At 39.1% G+C, this 16,279-nt stretch carries 17 protein-coding genes; 5 read left to right on the forward strand and 12 right to left on the reverse strand.

Annotated elements, in window-relative coordinates:
• Positions 1 to 168: 168 nt before the first annotated feature.
• The 4 genes from rlmD to ACH6EI_RS23405 all read right to left on the reverse strand — a co-directional run bounded on the left by rlmD (position 169) and on the right by ACH6EI_RS23405 (position 4,510).
• Positions 169 to 1,554 (reverse strand): 23S rRNA (uracil(1939)-C(5))-methyltransferase RlmD, encoded by a 1,386-nt coding sequence (gene rlmD / locus ACH6EI_RS23390; protein ID WP_098999467.1) that lies wholly within the window; start codon positions 1,552 to 1,554, stop codon positions 169 to 171.
• Between the two features lie 162 nt (positions 1,555 to 1,716).
• Positions 1,717 to 2,526, reverse strand: coding sequence for a delta-lactam-biosynthetic de-N-acetylase (gene pdaA / locus ACH6EI_RS23395; protein WP_028412443.1), 810 nt, complete (start codon positions 2,524 to 2,526; stop codon positions 1,717 to 1,719).
• A gap of 94 nt (positions 2,527 to 2,620) precedes the next feature.
• Positions 2,621 to 4,162, reverse strand: coding sequence for a fumarate hydratase (locus ACH6EI_RS23400; protein WP_098627107.1), 1,542 nt, complete (start codon positions 4,160 to 4,162; stop codon positions 2,621 to 2,623).
• Positions 4,163 to 4,324: 162 nt separating this feature from the next.
• Complete coding sequence (locus tag ACH6EI_RS23405; RefSeq protein ID WP_013081532.1) at positions 4,325 to 4,510, reverse strand: SE1561 family protein; 186 nt, start codon at positions 4,508 to 4,510, stop codon at positions 4,325 to 4,327.
• A gap of 203 nt (positions 4,511 to 4,713) precedes the next feature.
• Here ACH6EI_RS23405 and yfkAB point away from each other — a divergent pair, with 203 nt between their 5' ends.
• Positions 4,714 to 5,832: a radical SAM/CxCxxxxC motif protein YfkAB gene (yfkAB, locus tag ACH6EI_RS23410; RefSeq protein WP_028412445.1), complete on the forward strand. Its 1,119-nt coding sequence runs from the start codon at positions 4,714 to 4,716 to the stop codon at positions 5,830 to 5,832.
• Between the two features lie 36 nt (positions 5,833 to 5,868).
• Here the strand turns inward: yfkAB and ACH6EI_RS23415 are convergent, their stop codons facing one another.
• Together ACH6EI_RS23415 and cax are read right to left on the reverse strand one after the other, a co-directional pair.
• Entirely contained in the window at positions 5,869 to 6,669 is an 801-nt protein-coding gene (locus tag ACH6EI_RS23415) for a YfkD famly protein (RefSeq protein WP_028412446.1), read from the reverse strand.
• Positions 6,670 to 6,809: 140 nt separating this feature from the next.
• A complete protein-coding gene (cax, locus tag ACH6EI_RS23420) occupies positions 6,810 to 7,865 on the reverse strand; it encodes a calcium/proton exchanger (protein ID WP_034263745.1) in 1,056 nt (351 codons plus the stop codon).
• A 200-nt stretch (positions 7,866 to 8,065) separates the two neighbouring features.
• Between cax and ACH6EI_RS23425 the strand changes: the two genes are divergently transcribed.
• A complete protein-coding gene (locus tag ACH6EI_RS23425; protein ID WP_034263743.1) occupies positions 8,066 to 8,479 on the forward strand; it encodes a pyridoxamine 5'-phosphate oxidase family protein in 414 nt (137 codons plus the stop codon).
• A gap of 19 nt (positions 8,480 to 8,498) precedes the next feature.
• On the opposite strand, the gene ACH6EI_RS23430 is transcribed toward ACH6EI_RS23425, so the two are convergent.
• The 3 genes from ACH6EI_RS23430 to ACH6EI_RS23440 all read right to left on the reverse strand — a co-directional run bounded on the left by ACH6EI_RS23430 (position 8,499) and on the right by ACH6EI_RS23440 (position 10,058).
• Positions 8,499 to 8,882, reverse strand: a complete 384-nt coding sequence (locus tag ACH6EI_RS23430; protein ID WP_034263756.1) for an OsmC family protein — start codon at positions 8,880 to 8,882, stop codon at positions 8,499 to 8,501.
• Positions 8,883 to 9,088: 206 nt separating this feature from the next.
• The gene (locus ACH6EI_RS23435) at positions 9,089 to 9,577 is read right to left on the reverse strand and encodes a phenolic acid decarboxylase (protein WP_048021570.1); all 489 of its coding nucleotides are present in this window, start codon (positions 9,575 to 9,577) and stop codon (positions 9,089 to 9,091) included.
• A 25-nt stretch (positions 9,578 to 9,602) separates the two neighbouring features.
• Entirely contained in the window at positions 9,603 to 10,058 is a 456-nt protein-coding gene (locus tag ACH6EI_RS23440; protein ID WP_028412450.1) for a DUF3237 domain-containing protein, read from the reverse strand.
• A gap of 181 nt (positions 10,059 to 10,239) precedes the next feature.
• Here ACH6EI_RS23440 and ACH6EI_RS23445 point away from each other — a divergent pair, with 181 nt between their 5' ends.
• Positions 10,240 to 11,424, forward strand: coding sequence for an MFS transporter (locus ACH6EI_RS23445; RefSeq protein ID WP_098999466.1), 1,185 nt, complete (start codon positions 10,240 to 10,242; stop codon positions 11,422 to 11,424).
• Positions 11,425 to 11,438: 14 nt separating this feature from the next.
• On the opposite strand, the gene ACH6EI_RS23450 is transcribed toward ACH6EI_RS23445, so the two are convergent.
• Both ACH6EI_RS23450 and ACH6EI_RS23455 read right to left on the reverse strand, forming a co-directional pair.
• Entirely contained in the window at positions 11,439 to 12,365 is a 927-nt protein-coding gene (locus tag ACH6EI_RS23450; protein WP_098999465.1) for a cation diffusion facilitator family transporter, read from the reverse strand.
• 15 nt (positions 12,366 to 12,380) lie between these two features.
• The gene (locus tag ACH6EI_RS23455) at positions 12,381 to 12,698 is read right to left on the reverse strand and encodes an ArsR/SmtB family transcription factor (RefSeq protein WP_098999464.1); all 318 of its coding nucleotides are present in this window, start codon (positions 12,696 to 12,698) and stop codon (positions 12,381 to 12,383) included.
• A 208-nt stretch (positions 12,699 to 12,906) separates the two neighbouring features.
• On the opposite strand from ACH6EI_RS23455, the gene ACH6EI_RS23460 reads away from it, so the two are divergent.
• Together ACH6EI_RS23460 and ACH6EI_RS23465 are read left to right on the forward strand one after the other, a co-directional pair.
• Positions 12,907 to 13,056 carry a BH0509 family protein gene (locus ACH6EI_RS23460; protein WP_013055132.1) on the forward strand — a complete coding sequence of 50 codons (150 nt, stop codon included), beginning with the start codon at positions 12,907 to 12,909 and terminating at the stop codon, positions 13,054 to 13,056.
• Between the two features lie 225 nt (positions 13,057 to 13,281).
• Positions 13,282 to 15,201, forward strand: coding sequence for a heavy metal translocating P-type ATPase (locus ACH6EI_RS23465; protein ID WP_028412454.1), 1,920 nt, complete (start codon positions 13,282 to 13,284; stop codon positions 15,199 to 15,201).
• Positions 15,202 to 15,430: 229 nt separating this feature from the next.
• On the opposite strand, the gene ACH6EI_RS23470 is transcribed toward ACH6EI_RS23465, so the two are convergent.
• Entirely contained in the window at positions 15,431 to 16,270 is an 840-nt protein-coding gene (locus ACH6EI_RS23470; RefSeq protein ID WP_034267022.1) for a YihY/virulence factor BrkB family protein, read from the reverse strand.
• Between the last annotated feature and the right edge of the window lie 9 nt (positions 16,271 to 16,279).

The following is a 16,279-nucleotide window of genomic DNA, read 5'->3' on the forward strand; positions in this document are numbered from 1 at the left end:
AATGAAATATAAGTACTAATAAAACTTCTTTTCGGTGCTCCGATGCTTTCTAAAACATAACTTTCCAATAATTCAAATTAGATATATTAGAATATTTTTTCTTCCAACAAGAGTCCACTTCAAATAAAAAAAGAGCAGAACCAAATCTGCCCTTTACTCTTCATCTATTTATTTCTTTAACGTCAAACTCACCACATTCTCCACGTGCGCCGTATGAGGGAACATATCAACAGGCTGAATGTAATCAACGTTATAAGCCTTCGACAGCTGCTGCACATCTTTCGCTAATGTGGATGGATTACAAGAAACGTAAACCACTTTCTTTGGCTTTACTTGTAAAATTGTTTTTAGAAGCTTGTCATCACAGCCTGTTCGCGGCGGGTCAACAACGATAACGTCTGGCTTCCAGCCTTCTTTTACCCACTGCGGCATCCATTTTTCAGCTGGACCTGTCACGTATGTGGCATGTTCAAATCCATGATCTTTGGCATTTTTTCTCGCGTCTACAATGGATTCTTCAATCGTGTCCATTCCGCGAATTTCTTTGGCATCTTTAGCAAGCCATAAGCCAATCGTCCCTACTCCGCAGTAAGCATCTACGATTTTTTCACTGCCTGTTAGCGCAGCTGCTTTTTTTACTTCGTCATATAGCTTCACCGTTTGAAGAGGATTCAGCTGGAAAAATGCACGCGCTGAAAGTTCGAATGAGATATCACCTAACGTTTCTTGAATCACCGATTTTCCAGCGAGCGTAAACGTTTCGTCTCCAAAAATAAGCGATGTTTTTTGGCCGTTTACGTTTTGTACGAGCGATTTCACTTCCGGCAGGCGGCGCTGAATTTCTTTCATCAGCAGCTCTTTTTTCGGAATTTCTTTTTTAGCCGTGATTAAAACAATTTGCACTTCACCCGTTTCAAATCCTACTCGAGATACGATAGTACGCACAATTCCACGGCGTTTGCGCTCGTTGTAGATAGGGATTTGAAGGTCTTGTAAAATTCGTTTTATTTCTTTTGTCACGTGATTTGTAGCTTTATGCTGAATGGGACAGTTTTCAATATCAATCAAGCGGTGAGAATTCAGTCCATACAAACCAGCAATGACTTTTTGTTTGTCCACGCCGACTTGAAACTGAGATTTATTACGGTAGCGCCACGGATCTTCCATACCAATCGTTTGGCGAGTTTTTTCCTCTACTTTTTTTAATGAACTGTGACGTTCGAACGCTTGCAGAACAATATCCCGCTTGGATTCTAGCTGACCTTCATAAGATAAGTGCTGAAGCTGGCAGCCTCCGCACTGGTCGTAAATCGGACAGGGTGCTTCTACGCGATGAGGAGATTTTTTGCGAATTCGCTTGATTTTCCCTTCGGCAAACTTATGCTGAACATTTGTTGCTTCTACAACCACTTCTTCATTCGGTAATGCTCCCGGTACAAAGACGACTTGGCGCTTAAAATAGCCTACGCCTTCTCCATTAATACCGAGTCTTTTTATCGTCAACGGAAACGTTTGTCCTTTTTGAACTTTCATTTCAGTTTTTGGTTTATTCATGAGACCAACTCCGATTAGTTTAAATTCTTTATATAGTTATTAACGGTCTTTAACTGCTTAAAACCTATTGGACCGTATCGCTTTAAAAAAGACATCAACGCATATTATAACACTTCAACAGCAAAAAACCGACAGGAGAAACATTCCCGTCGGTTTTTATCTTTATTTCGTTTTAGAAGGACTTTTTTTCAATTGTTTACGTTCGTTCATTAAATCATCAATACTTTTAAACGTATAGCCCTGCTTTTTTAAATCCACAATCGCTTGATCTAACGCATCTGCGTTATCCTTTGAAACGGTATGCAGAAGCATGATCGCACCTGGATGTATTTGAGTCATCATATTGTCGTATGAGTAGCGCCAGCCTTTTTGTTCATTCACTTTCCAGTCAACAAATGCTAGTGACCAAAATACATTCGTATAGCCTTCTTGCTTTGAAAGAGCTAGCGTTCGTTCGCTAAATACACCTCTAGGTGAGCGGAGATACTTCATTTCATCACGACCGGTAATATTCTTGTATTCATCTTTTACTTTTTGCAGCTCTTCTTTAAAACGTGCATCATCCACTTGAGTTAAGTCAGGGTGATGCCATGAATGATTGCCGACAATATGCCCTTCTTTTACCATTCGCTTAATTAGCTTAGGCTCTTCTTTTAAATAGTGTCCTGTTACAAAAAACGTCGCAGGAACCTTTCTTTTTTTGAGCACGTCTAATACCTGCGGGGTATAACCATTTTCATAACCGTTATCAAACGTTAAATAAATATTTTTTTTAGTTGTATCGCCGAGGTAAAACGCATCATACTTAGCAAGAATGTGTTCATAAGCTGTACCTGCGGATGCGGGCTTGTGATTTTTACTTTTTTGAAATCCCCAGCTGATCGGAGTGTTTGGATACATTTGTGCTTCAACAGATGCTAGGCCTGTTGACATCACGAATAAAAAAACGAGAAAAAAGGTGAACCGGCGCATAAGAAGCTCCTTTCGGAAGTCATTTTACGCTTAGTATCCACTCAATTTTCTCGTTCATGAACGTTACTTTTTACCATACGCTCCGGACGTATGTTTATTTAAATACCGGTTCTTTAAATTGCTCAAGCTTTTCAAATGAAGACTTGTCTACATCTGCATGCAAGCTGTTTCCGTGTGAATCCATCGTCACTACAGCTGTAAAACCTTCTACTTTTAAATGCCACATTGCTTCAGGAATACCGAACTGCATCAAATCAACGCCTTCTACGCTCTTGATACAATCAGCATAGTACTGCGCAGCTCCTCCGATAGCATTTAAGTACACACCGCCGTGCTCTTGAAGAGCAGCAAGCGTTTTAGGACCCATACCGCCTTTACCGATAACCGCGCGGATACCAAATTTCTTCATAATATCTCCTTGGTAAGGTTCTTCACGGATACTTGTTGTTGGTCCTGCAGCGGTTACGTGCCATTTTTCATCTTCATCTTTTAACATAACCGGGCCACAGTGATAAATGATTTGTCCATTTAAATCAATTGGCGCATCGTGGTCTGTTAAATGTTTATGAATAGCGTCGCGTCCTGTGTAGATCATACCGTTGATGCGCACTACGTCACCAACTTTTAATTCACGAATTTGCTCTTCTGTAATAGGTGCTTGTAATACAACTTCTTTTGTTTCATCCGCATTTTGTTTCTCTTCTGCACCTGCATTTTTATTAAAATCTACTTCTTCGCCTTCTTGATACAGCCACTCTTGAACGCTTCCTGTATCAGCGTTGATTTTAATACCTAAGCGACGGTAAGCCCAGCAGTTATACGCAACTGACACATAGAAGCTAGCAGGAATACGATTGATTACGCCGACTTTACAGCCAAGTAATGTCGTTTCTCCGCCAAAGCCCATTGTACCGATTCCTAACTTATTAGCATTTTCCATTACATACTCTTCTAATTCTTTCAGCTGAGCGTTTGGATTTTCGTCATCTAAGTTTCGGAACAGCTGCTCTTTTGCTAATTCATAGCCTGTTGTACGGTCGCCACCGATTCCAACACCAATGACGCCGGCGCTACAGCCTTGGCCTTGCGCTTGGTATACTGAGTGCATCACACATTTACGAATACCGTCTAAATCACGACCAGCTCGGCCTAACCCTTCTACTTCACAAGGCAGGCTATACTGAATGTTTTTATTTTCACAGCCGCCGCCTTTTAAAATAAGACGCGCATCAATATAGTCATTTTCCCACTGTTCAAACTTAATAACCGGCGTGCCTCCGCCTAAATTATTACCGCTGTTTTCTCCCGTTAACGAATCTACAGAATTAGGGCGAAGCTTTCCGTGCTTTGTTGCTTCTTCAATTGCCCAATAAATCGCTTCTTTAATTTGAAGCTGATTCACTCCTACAGGGGTTTTAATTTTAAATGTTGGCATACCTGTATCTTGACAAATTGGCGATAAATTATCATCCGCCATCTTAATATTATTGGTAATGGTCGCTAAAGACATTGCTGCACGCGTTCCTGCATTTTCACGCGCTTTTGCCTTTGCGATAGCACGTCGAACGTCTTTTGGCAATTTTGTAGATGTTTCAACAATTAAATCGTACATGCTTTGTTTTAAAGCTTCAATCATCACTTAATTCCTCCCATATCCCGCTAATGTATGTATTTATCTATCTGTCGTACAACTTTCAAAATTTATTATACTCCTTCAAAAATTGTTTCGAAAGACCTTTATAGGAGGATTTCTACTTCAAGCAAAAAAGCGCTAGTCTTTCTAGCGCTTTTTTCTTCTTCATTCTTTATCTTTTTTAAACTGCTCACATTTTGCTTCTAAGTCATCAATCATTGTAATCAAACGGTCAATATCTTCTAGATCTGTGTTTTCAGGCTCCATAGAGTCTAATACATGTACAAACATATTTAAACGATCTTTTAAATAACGTACTTGTGAATCTTTATCTCGAACGGCGTTTCCCATTTTAAACCCTCCTGATGTAGCTTTTCATTCGTATTTCCTTATATCCTAACGAATACTTTCATATTTGACAACTAAAAGCAATAAAATCCATAATAGTCACTGGTGTCCGTTTTGAATGGGACGTATAATTTAGTCTAGCAGGACGGACCGTGAGATGTTTTCATCATCATTTCACTTTACGGAAAAATAAAAGGAGTTTTTTTATGGCCACTTTACAACGAATTACCCCGGAATTCGATCCGTGGGAAGCGTATTTAGATATGAAACAATATGGCAAACCGACGCTCACAAACGTTGAATTTACAACAACGACGCTTTGTAATATGCGATGTGAGCACTGCGCAGTTGGATATACGCTGCAGCCAAAAGACCCAAACGCACTGCCTCTTGATTTAATTTTAAAACGTCTCGATGAAATTCCAACACTTCGAGCGTTAAGCATCACGGGCGGAGAGCCTATGATGTCTCTATCTTCTGTGAAAAATTATGTGGTGCCTTTATTAAAGTATGCACACGAACGAGGTGTCCGTACACAGATTAATTCAAATTTAACATTAGATCTTGCTCGTTACGAACAAATCATTCCTTATTTAGATGTTTTACATATTTCTCACAATTGGGGAACGATGGACGACTTTGTTGAAGCTGGCTTTGCAATGATGGAGCGAAAGCCTACTTATGAGCAGCGCGCCAAATATTTCGACCGTATGATTGAAAACAGCCGCGCGCTTGTAAAAGCAGGTGTAACGGTATCAGCTGAAACGATGTTAAATAAACGTACGCTTCCTCATATGGAAAAAATTCATCGTCAAATTGTGGATGAAATGCTTTGTCAGCGTCACGAAGTACACCCTATGTATCCAAGTGACTTTGCCAGCACCTTAGAGACATTATCTCTTCCTGAAATGCGTCAAGCGATTCATCACCTTCTTGATATTCGAGATGAAAATGTGTGGATGCTATTCGGCACGCTGCCGTTTTATGCATGCAGTAATAACGAGGAAGACTTAACGCTTTTACAGCGCTTGTATAGCAGTAAAAATGTAACCGTTCGAAACGATCCAGACGGACGTTCTCGCCTAAATGTAAATATTTTCGACGGAGATATTATCGTAACTGATTTTGGTGATACGCCTCCTCTTGGCAACATTCAAGATACAAAGCTTACAGACGCTTTTGATACGTGGCAGCAAAGCACAATTTCTAAAGAACTTAGCTGCCATTGTTCAGCGGTCTCTTGTTTGGGACCTAATATTTTGGTAAAAAACAGCTATTATCAAGATACTGATTTTAGCAAACTCCAAGCGAAGATTACAAAATAACAAAAAGAGATTCCACCACTGGAATCTCTTTTTTTGTTATCTCGGCTGATCGTAAGCCCCGAAACTTAAGGAGACATAATCTTGTACTGGAATCCATGCTCCAATTCCTTGAGAAGTTACATTTCTCACCACAATTGAACGCTTGCTGCCTTTTACCGTTACATATACTTCCCCATACGTTACTTTTCCCTTTTCACTTACAGCAGGCGTGTACGCATAGAGATAACCTACTTTTTTAGGAGCTACGTTATACACCTGGTCTTTTTTCGTTCCGGCACCTACAAACGTTTGAAATGATAAAGTGAGCTTTGTTTTTTTAGCTGCTTCAATTAGCATCATTTGTTTAACATGATCAGGCTGAGGCACTTTTGCCGTTAATCCGCCTTTTACATGGCTTTGATTTTCCTGACTGTACATCATTTTGTACTGAGTTTTTCCCGCTCTGTTATCATAATGATTCGTATTGATTCGCTGGTGCTGCCAGTTAACGTTTGTTTCTGTTGATTCATAATTTAACGGCCACTGTCCTAAAAAAATGGTTGCTCTGAATCCAATTGCCCATGGAGTTTTAGAAATGTTTGATTCATTTAATATACGAATTAAATCAGGGTTTTCAATTTTTACATTTGACGTTTCAATGAGCTCTTTTGTGAACTCACTCGGCTGCAAATAAGGCGTGTCTTGACTAGCATTTGGATACGTATTTTCTTTTGAAATATTTAAAGCTGAAGAAGGCACGTTGATGGTAGGCTGAGCTGTTTTTGCAATGGCGATCTTCGTTGAACATGAAAATGAAATAATGATGGTAAACACAAATAAAAGCAATTTACGTAACATCTAGAAACTCCTTTCAACATCGTTAATGAATGCAACCATAGTTTTTTCAAACATCCCCTGTTTTATCCTGAATACCAAAAGGGAAATTCTTCTATTCACTTACAAAAAAGAAACGTCCACATAAAGTGAACGTTTCTTTTTTAAATAAGATAAAAACCAATTCCCATAATAATATAAGCACCTAAAAGAGTTGCGCCTTCAAACCAGTTTGTATCTCCGTCATTAGAAATCGCAATCGTTAAAAATACGGCTGTTACCATCGCAATCAACTCAGGCCAAGTAAAAACAAGAGACATTTGGCTTTCGAACATTAGCGAAACAAGTACTAATATTGGTGCTACAAACATCGCTACTTGTAAAGTTGATCCAACAGCAATTTCAACAGCTACACCCATGCGATTTTTAACGGCCATAATAATAGCGGAAGCATGCTCTGCCGCGTTCCCAACAATCGCTACAATGATGACCCCGATAAACAGCTCACTCCAGCCAAAGCTTTCCGAGACAATTTCGATTGTGCTTACCAAGCTTTCGGATACGTAAGCCACCGCTAACGTAGACAAAAAGAGAACCGCAATCGCTTTCCACATTGACCACTCTGGCTCCTCATGTTCTTCCACTTCTTCACTTTTATGCTGATACACGCCTCGATGCGTGACCAGCTTAAAGAATAACGCCGCTAAGTATAAGATGATGAGAATAATGGAAATTCCGACACTTAGAGACATGGTCTTCGCTTCGTCCATTTCGCTAGCAAACACTTCAGGAATAACAAACGCAACGATAACAGCAAAGATCAATAATCCAGAATTATGTCTTGCATCATAGACATTAAATTCTTGACGCTTAAATTTAAGTCCCCCGATAAAGAATGAAAGACCGCCTACAAGAAGGAGATTTCCTAATACAGAACCGGTTAACGATGCAAGCACCACGGCTGTAAGGCCTTCTTTTAAAGCAAAAATCGAAATAATTAATTCTACAGCGTTACCAAAGGTAGCATTCAATAGACCGCCTATTCGAGGACCAGCTACAACAGCTAAGCTCTCTGTAGCTCTTCCCATAAAAGCTGCGAGGGCAATGATTGTTAAACAGTAAATAATAAACATAAGAACATCTGACCAGTGCATCATGTGCCCAATAACAGATAGCGGCACCCCAAGAATAACCGCTATCAGAAAAATCCGATTGATCATCGATATGTACACCTACCTTATTCATTTTTTTACAACAAAATCAATCATATCAAATTAATGGAATTTGTATAGACTCACCGTCAATGTTAGTATTTTTAACCTATTTTTATAAATGATAAACCTCTAATTGATTTTTGATTAAGATATTTAAAAATCAGCCAAACTACCAAGGATAATGAGATAGAATGAGGAGTGAAAAAATGAGTAATGATGTAAAAAATCAAATTTTATCGGTACTGGATGACTATACAATCGGAACGTTAGCTACGATTCAAGATGGAAAACCTTATTCACGCTTTATGATGTTTTTTCATGAAGATCTTGTGCTTTACACCGCCACCAATAAAGATACCCACAAAGTCGAAGAACTAGAAAAAAACCCTTACGTTCATATTTTGTTAGGCTATGATGGGCAAGGTTGGAGTGATCCGTATGTAGAGGTAGAAGCCAAAGTAAATGTAGAAACAAACGAAGAGTTAAAAAAGAAATTTTGGAATGAAAAGTTAAAAGAGTGGATTAAAAGTCCAGATGACCCAAATTTTTTGCTTCTTCAGCTGACTCCTGAACGCATGCGCTATTTTGATAAAGCCGGAAGCAAACCAAAAGAAATATAAAAGTGGACAATGTCCACTTTTATTTTATTTCGAAGGTTTCTGTCACTTCTATACTGTCAATAACCGACTGTAGCATTGAACAATTTTTTCGGGCTAGCTCAATCGATTTTTCAATTTTGTCTAATGGCAGGTCTTTTCCCGTGATGATATAGTGCAAATGAATTTTTTCGATTCGCCCCGCTTTTTCATCATTGCGCGTTACATCAGCTTGGATGCGTAAATCGGAAAAAGCGATTCTTTTTTTCTCTAGAATCTTTCTTAACACGCCTCCGCTGCACACGGCAATGGATGATGTCATTAGCTGATACGGACGAAAGCCATGCTCTTCATCTCCGGCGATATGTAGCTCTCCATAAGGAAAATCTGTCGTAAACCCCGCCTCTTTTTTCATGTTAAATTCCATTTTCTTCACTCCTTTCCTTCATTATAAACCGTTTTTTATATAACCAACTACTCTCACTATAGATCACTTGTTACACCGCGGTTTATTTCCGGGCACCATCACAATAAAAAAATCCGAACGAAGTTGATTCTTGATCAAGAATCAACTTCGTTCGGATCTTCCTTCAACTAATATACTTTTGTCCTAGCCTTTTGTATGACTCCGTATTAAATTAATTTTCCAGCGCGAATATCATCCGTCATTCCTTCGTAAGGCGCTTGAGCGATAACTTCCTCATTGTTTACTCCGACATTTGTGATGAATGTAATGTCAGCAAATTCGGGAACCACGTATTTCGGATATGTTTCGTATTTTTCACGGGATTCATGCATTAAATCAAGATAATCATTTTGATAGCACACGGTAATTTCAGGATGTTCATGTACCCATTTTGGGAAGAAAATAATTCCGTGCATGCGTTTTTCATCAGGCATAAAGTTCAAAGATACATCTGTCCCCGTTGGTTCAGTCCAAGATACTTTATATACACCTTCTGTTAATTTCACAATATCTACTTTTTGGTCACGAACCCATCGTCCTGCCACCATTCCGCTATGAATACGATAATCGATTGTATTTTCGTTTTTAATATAGATTTCATATTCCCATCCGTTTTCGTATGTGTAAATCATATGATTTCCAATAAATTTTTCCATGTCTATACCTCTCCTTTGATTTGATTTATAAAACTTCGTATATGTCTAGCACAACGCTTTCTGGGTTTCTTACAGCAGCGCCTATAAACATGCGGTCCTGTAACCACTTATACTTTGCACTTCCAGTTTCAAAGACAGGAATCGTACGAAAGTAAACGTGCTCTGGGGGTATAATTTCACCTTCAGCAGCCTGTTCTCTAAACTCTTCACTAACCTGACGTATTCCATTGTTTTCAATATAAATAAGTTCATCATCTTCTGTTTGAATGACATATCGTGCAGATAAATCGACGCGGCCATCCCAACGAATAATTTGAGAATCCGCTCCACTTGGAAGAATTAAGCCTTTTATTTCCCCGTCTGCAGTACCTGACTTAATGGGAATAAACTGTTTTTTTCCTAATCCTGTATGACCAATAACGACGGGTGTACCAACATTAATTGTGAATGTTGCTATTTTCTTCAGCCCTGGTTCTATCATAGCAATCACCTCTTAATTGTAAATAAAAACATGTAAATATTTACACGTTTTATTCTACTCCCCTTACATAAAGATGTCAAATGGACAGCACGGCCTGTTTATATCCTTGTCAATAAAGTGTTTTCCTTGTACGATTAAACAGTTGGATTGACAAAATATAGATAAAAAGAGGTTAAATGCTATGGGTGCTACTCATCAACAACGTTTCTGGATTTTAGTTAGCCTTGTCGCCATTTCTGGATTCAGCCAAGGCATGCTGCTGCCTTTAATTGCTATTATTTTTGAGAAAGATGGTCTTTCCTCTACTATAAACGGATTAAACGCAACTGGATTGTACCTGGGCATCTTATTTATTTCTCCTTTCATGGAAGCGCCGCTTCGCAGATACGGATACAAGCCAATTATCGCAGCAGGAGGACTTTTAGTTATTGTATCTTTAGCTTTGTTTCCCCTGTGGAAATCTGTTGTATTTTGGTTTGTGCTCCGTTTATTTATTGGAATAGGAGATCACGCGCTGCACTTTGGAACTCAAACGTGGATTACATCGTCTTCCCCTGCTGATAAAAGAGGTAGAAACATTTCACTGTATGGGCTCTTTTTTGGTATTGGTTTTGCTGTTGGTCCTTTAATGACGCCGTTAATTGAAATTAATCAAGCGCTGCCTTTTATGATTTCTTCTGCTCTATGTCTTCTAACGTGGGTATTTTTATTTTTGATAAAAAATGAATTTCCCCTTCAGGGAGTTGAGGTTAATTCATTAAAAGAAACGGCTAAGCGATTTTCTAAAGCGGCTAAATATGCTTGGATTGCTTTTTTACCGCCTTTTGGATATGGTTTTTTAGAGTCATCACTGAACGGCAGCTTTCCTGTATACGGTTTACGAATTGGATTGCAAGTAGAGTTTATTTCACTGCTGCTGACTTCCTTTGCAGTTGGAGCTATTGTGTTTCAGCTTCCTCTTGGCATACTGAGCGATAAATTCGGACGGAAATTGGTATTAGGATGGATTTTATCAATTGGAGCCGTGACTTTTTTTACAGCAAGTCTCTTGGAAGACACCGCTATTCCATTAGTAGCGTGTTTATTTATAGCAGGCATGGTTGTAGGTTCTACGTTTAGTTTAGGAATCAGCTATATGACGGATTTGATTCCTACTCGTCTGCTTCCTACAGGTAATTTACTATGCGGCATTGCTTTTAGTATCGGAAGCCTTGCCGGTCCTTACATAGGCGGTACTTTTATTCAGTTCTTTCATCATGTCAGCTTTTTTAATATTATTAGCGGGATGCTTGGCTTTATTTTTATCCTTCTTTTTGTATTCGGACAAAAAATGCCTATGCAGCAAAAAACAAGCGAGAACTTATAAGTTCTCGCTTGTTTTTAAACTTTTAGCGTCCGGTGCTGAAGAGCTGATTTTTCAATTTGTATCGTCGTATGCTCAATACCACAGTGATCGTGTACTAAATCAATGGCTTTTTGCAAAATCTGCTGACAATCTTTTTCATCTTCTACGCGCATATGACAGCTCAATGAGTCCAGTCCTGAAGTAATCGTCCAGATGTGTAAATCATGCACATCTTTGACTCCTTCAATGTTTTCAAGAAGGTTTTTTATTTCACTGTGATCCACTCCTTCAGGAGAGCCTTCCATCAAAATATGAACGCTATGAGCAAGCACGCCCCAAGCGCTTTTTAAAATTAATACAGACACAACTACAGAAATAATCGGATCAGCAATATACCATCCAAACAGCATCATAAGAAGTCCCGCTACAATAGCTCCAATAGACCCTAAAGCATCTCCCAATACGTGTAAGTAAGCGCTGCGCAAATTTACATTTCCTTTTACATCGCCTTGTCTCATAAGTGACCATGCGCTGATTAAATTAGCGAGTAAACCAACAGCAGCAATCAGCATCATGCTGCCGCTTGCTACAGACTGCGGCTCCAGTACGCGCTGATAGGCTTCATAAATGATAAACCCTGCTATTACAAACAGTGCCACTCCGTTAAAAAGAGCCGCTAATATTTCAAAACGATAATAACCGTACGTTTTTTTAGCCGACGCATCTCGGTTAGCAAACCATATGGCTACGAGGCTAAGAGCAAGTGAGCTTGTATCCGACAGCATGTGTCCGCTATCGGATAATAGCGCTAAACTATTTGTAAAAAGCCCTCCAACAAACTCAAGAACCATAATACCCGCGGTGATAATTAGTGCAATTAACAGACCTTTTTTGTTGCCTTCACGCTGTGTATCAAAATGGTGATGATGACCATGATGATGGTGGTGATGATCATGACTCATGCAAAGCCCCTCCTTCTAATTGTTATGTGCGCATTCTACGTGCTGAATCACTTGATGCAATATTCCAACCACGTGTTCATCATCGTACGTATAGAAATACGTATTCCCTTCACGGCGATATTTTACTAAACGTAAATGACGCAAGTGAGTTAACTGATGTGAAATAGCTGATTGTGAAACACCAAGCACTTCAACCATATGACCGACTGAACACTCTTCTTGAAATAGCAAATAGAGAATCTTCATTCTCGTAGGATCTGAAATAGCTTTTAGTATTCTTGATGCTTCTTCTACTGTTTGAGGTGATAAAAACGAATGTTCATCTTTTTTCATAACATCTCTCCGTTCATTATATGCAAGTATATGAGCATATGTTCATATATAAATTATAAAATACCTTTTTCTCTATAGTCAATTATTTACGTCTTTCAAAATTTTTTTGCCTATTTTAAAAAAAAATCCACACAAAATACTTTTTCTGTTATATAATACAATTAAATATAATAAACTGTATTAAAACAGATGGAGAGGAGAATAATAAATGAGCAGACAAGAACGTAAAAACATGATTACATTTATTGAAACAATGAAGGGGATCGACCGTGAAACCTTAATGTACATGACGGATGCCGATATCGAGCACATTTACACTTCCGCTTATAAATATTATGAAGAGCATTTAGATATGTAGTACGTTTTTTACAGAATGCAGACGTCCAGCTGCATTCTGTTTTTATTTTTTAAGCATTAGTTGTTACCTCCTTGCTTGTTCCGTGCTATACTATACTAAATATCCCAATTCAAAAGATAATAAATGGAAAAAGTGTGCTGCTATCGCTGAGATGGCAGCTTTCGTGCTTTTTTAGGGGTAATGATTGTGATTATTTTTCTCAATTATCGTTCAAGGAGGATTTGTATGGAAAATGCGTTACCTAAAAAACAAGAACAAACGCCGCAAACATCTTCTGCTGTCAACGTATTAAAAACACATGGTGAACTCATTGCTGCACTGTTGAGCGGAGTGCTTATTTTAGCCGGCTGGCTGATTTCAAAACAGCAGGATACAGCTGTATCTATTACGCTCTTTGTATTAGCTTATGTGATAGGTGGATTTGCTAAAGCAAAAGAAGGCATTGAAGAAACGATTGAAAATAAAGAATTAAACGTCGAAATGCTAATGATTATTGCGGCCATTGGAGCGGCTGTAATTGGCTACTGGACAGAAGGTGCTATGCTTATTTTCATTTTTGCACTAAGCGGTGCATTAGAAACGTACACCATGAATAAAAGCAACCGAGAAATTAGCGCCTTAATGAATTTGCAGCCGCAAGAAGCAACGCGGCTGATTGGAGACCAAGAAGAAATTGTCTCCATTTCAGATTTACAAATCGGAGACTTGCTGTTAGTTAAGCCGGGTGAACGAGTGCCATCCGATGGTATTGTTGTCTCAGGTCAAACAACGATTGATCAGGCGGCTATTACGGGTGAATCTGTCCCTGTACTAAAACAGCTCGACGATGAAGTATTCGCGGGCACGGTGAATGTGAAAGGCGCCATTACCATTAAAATGACAAAGCCAAGTGCTGAGACGCTGTTTCAAAAGATCATTCAACTTGTTCAAACGGCTCAAAGTGAAAAGTCTCCTTCTCAATTGTTTATCGAACGATTTGAAGGCACATACGTAAAAATTGTTCTATCGGTTGTGGCAGTTATGCTGTTTCTCCCCCACTATGTGCTTGGATGGAGCTGGACCGAGACATTTTACCGAGCAATGATTCTCTTAGTTGTAGCGTCTCCTTGCGCCCTAGTTGCATCTATCACCCCTGCTTCGCTGTCTGCTATTTCAAACGGAGCAAAAAAAGGAATTTTGTTCAAAGGCGGCGTGCATTTGGAAAGGTTAAGCCATTTAAGCGCAATTGCTTTTGACAAAACAGGCACGTTAACAAAAGGAAAGCCAGAAGTGACAAATGTTATTGTACGTTCTGATATAAACGAACAGGAATTTCTTATTAAAATAGCATCCATTGAACGTCAGTCTAATCATCCGCTTGCTCAATCCATTGTTGACTTTGTGAAAAACAAGCAGGAATTGACGCTCGTTCAGCCAGATTCACTTGAAGACGTTCCCGGATACGGTGTGATTGGGTCTCTTCAAGAAGATACGTGGAAGATAGGAAAAGCAGATTTTGTAGGTAAAGAAGAAGCAGCTGAATTTGAAAATGGGATTTCATCTACGCTTGCCAGTGAAGGAAAAACGATTGTGTACGCAAAAGACCAGCATGGTATTGTGGGATTGCTTGCGCTAAAAGACGTTGTACGAACAGAAGCTGTAGAAGCTGTTAAATCTCTGAAAGAGCAGGGTATTCATACCGTCATGATTACAGGAGACAGCGAAAAAACAGCCGAGGCCATTTCAAAAGAATGTGCCGTCGATGAATACATTGCAGAATGTTTGCCTGAAGCGAAAGTAGATAAAATTAAAGCGTTAAAAGAAAAATTCCCTACCGTTTCAATGGTGGGAGATGGCATTAACGATGCACCTGCTCTCGCTACTGCTAACGTTGGAGTAGCCATGGGAGAAGGAACCGATGTGGCACTGGAAACGGCAGATATTGTTTTAATGAAAAATGATTTATCAAAAATTTCGGATGCAGTAGCTCTTTCCAGACGAATGAACTCAATTGTGAAGCAAAACGTTATTTTTTCTATTGCCGTCATCTTTTTATTAATTTGTTCGAATTTTTTCCAAGTGCTTGATATGCCATTTGGTGTTATTGGTCACGAAGGCAGCACCATTTTAGTTATTTTAAACGGCCTTCGCTTGCTAAAATCTTGACGAAAAAAAGCCTAACGTATTTGTTAGGCTTTTTATTATGGAAATCAATGCCTTAATGGTAACCGTTTTGTCCATTTTGGCTGTTGCTTGTTTTATGCTTGGGCTGGCTCTTTTTATTTTGCTTTGTATTGCTTCCGTCTTTTTTCGTATGCTTTGTCATGATGTAAAACCTCCCTTTCACTTTGTTAGTATGCTCATATCTTGCGAATGATTTCATCCCAATTTGTGACTATGAAGATTTAACTCGACGGTCGTAGAAAATAGCGTTAATTTCTCCTCCAATAACGATAATCATACCTGATAGATACAGCCAAATAAGCAGGATAATAATTCCGCCCAAGCTTCCATATGTAGCTGTATAGTTATTGAAATGATTTACGTAATACGCAAACAGCATCGATACCACTGTCCACCCGACCGTAGCAAAAGCCGCTCCTTTTACAACATTTCGAATCAGCAGCTTTTTATTAGGAGCAAAGTAATACAACCCCGTAAAAACAGTAAACAAAATGAGACCGCTGATAATCCAGCGGGAGGCAGACCATAAAGCGAGAAAAGTTTCTGAAAATCCAAACGTAGACGATAAATAAAGACCAATCATATGACCGAAAACAGGAAGTAAAAGCGCTACAATAATAACAAATATCATCGCAAAAGTAAGGAGAACTGCCATGCCTCTCGCCACTAAAAACGGCCGATTTTCTTGTACGTGATACGCTCGGTTAAATGCCCTTACGATCGCATTAATTCCATTTGAAGCAGACCACATCGTGGCAATGATACCAAAGGATAATAGTTTTTCATTATGAGAACCAATGATATGAGAAACGTTGCTTTCAATCATGTGCAGCGTTTGCTGTGGCGCTACATTTTCGACCAAGTCAAGCAGATCTGTTGATTCCAATGGCAAAAATCCAATCAGCGTAATTAAGAAAATTAAAAAAGGAAATAGCGAGAGCAGCAAATAATAAGCCAATTCAGCTGATAAGCTGGGCAGCTCATCTCGATGAATGCGGCCCATGAGTTCTTTGCCAAACTTTACGATGTTATTTATGTATATTCCAGCCATATGTGCCTC

Origin of the sequence: Priestia sp. JSM ZJ58, assembly GCF_044383985.1 — a bacterium.
GTDB classification, from domain to species: Bacteria; Bacillota; Bacilli; order Bacillales; family Bacillaceae_H; genus Priestia; species Priestia zanthoxyli.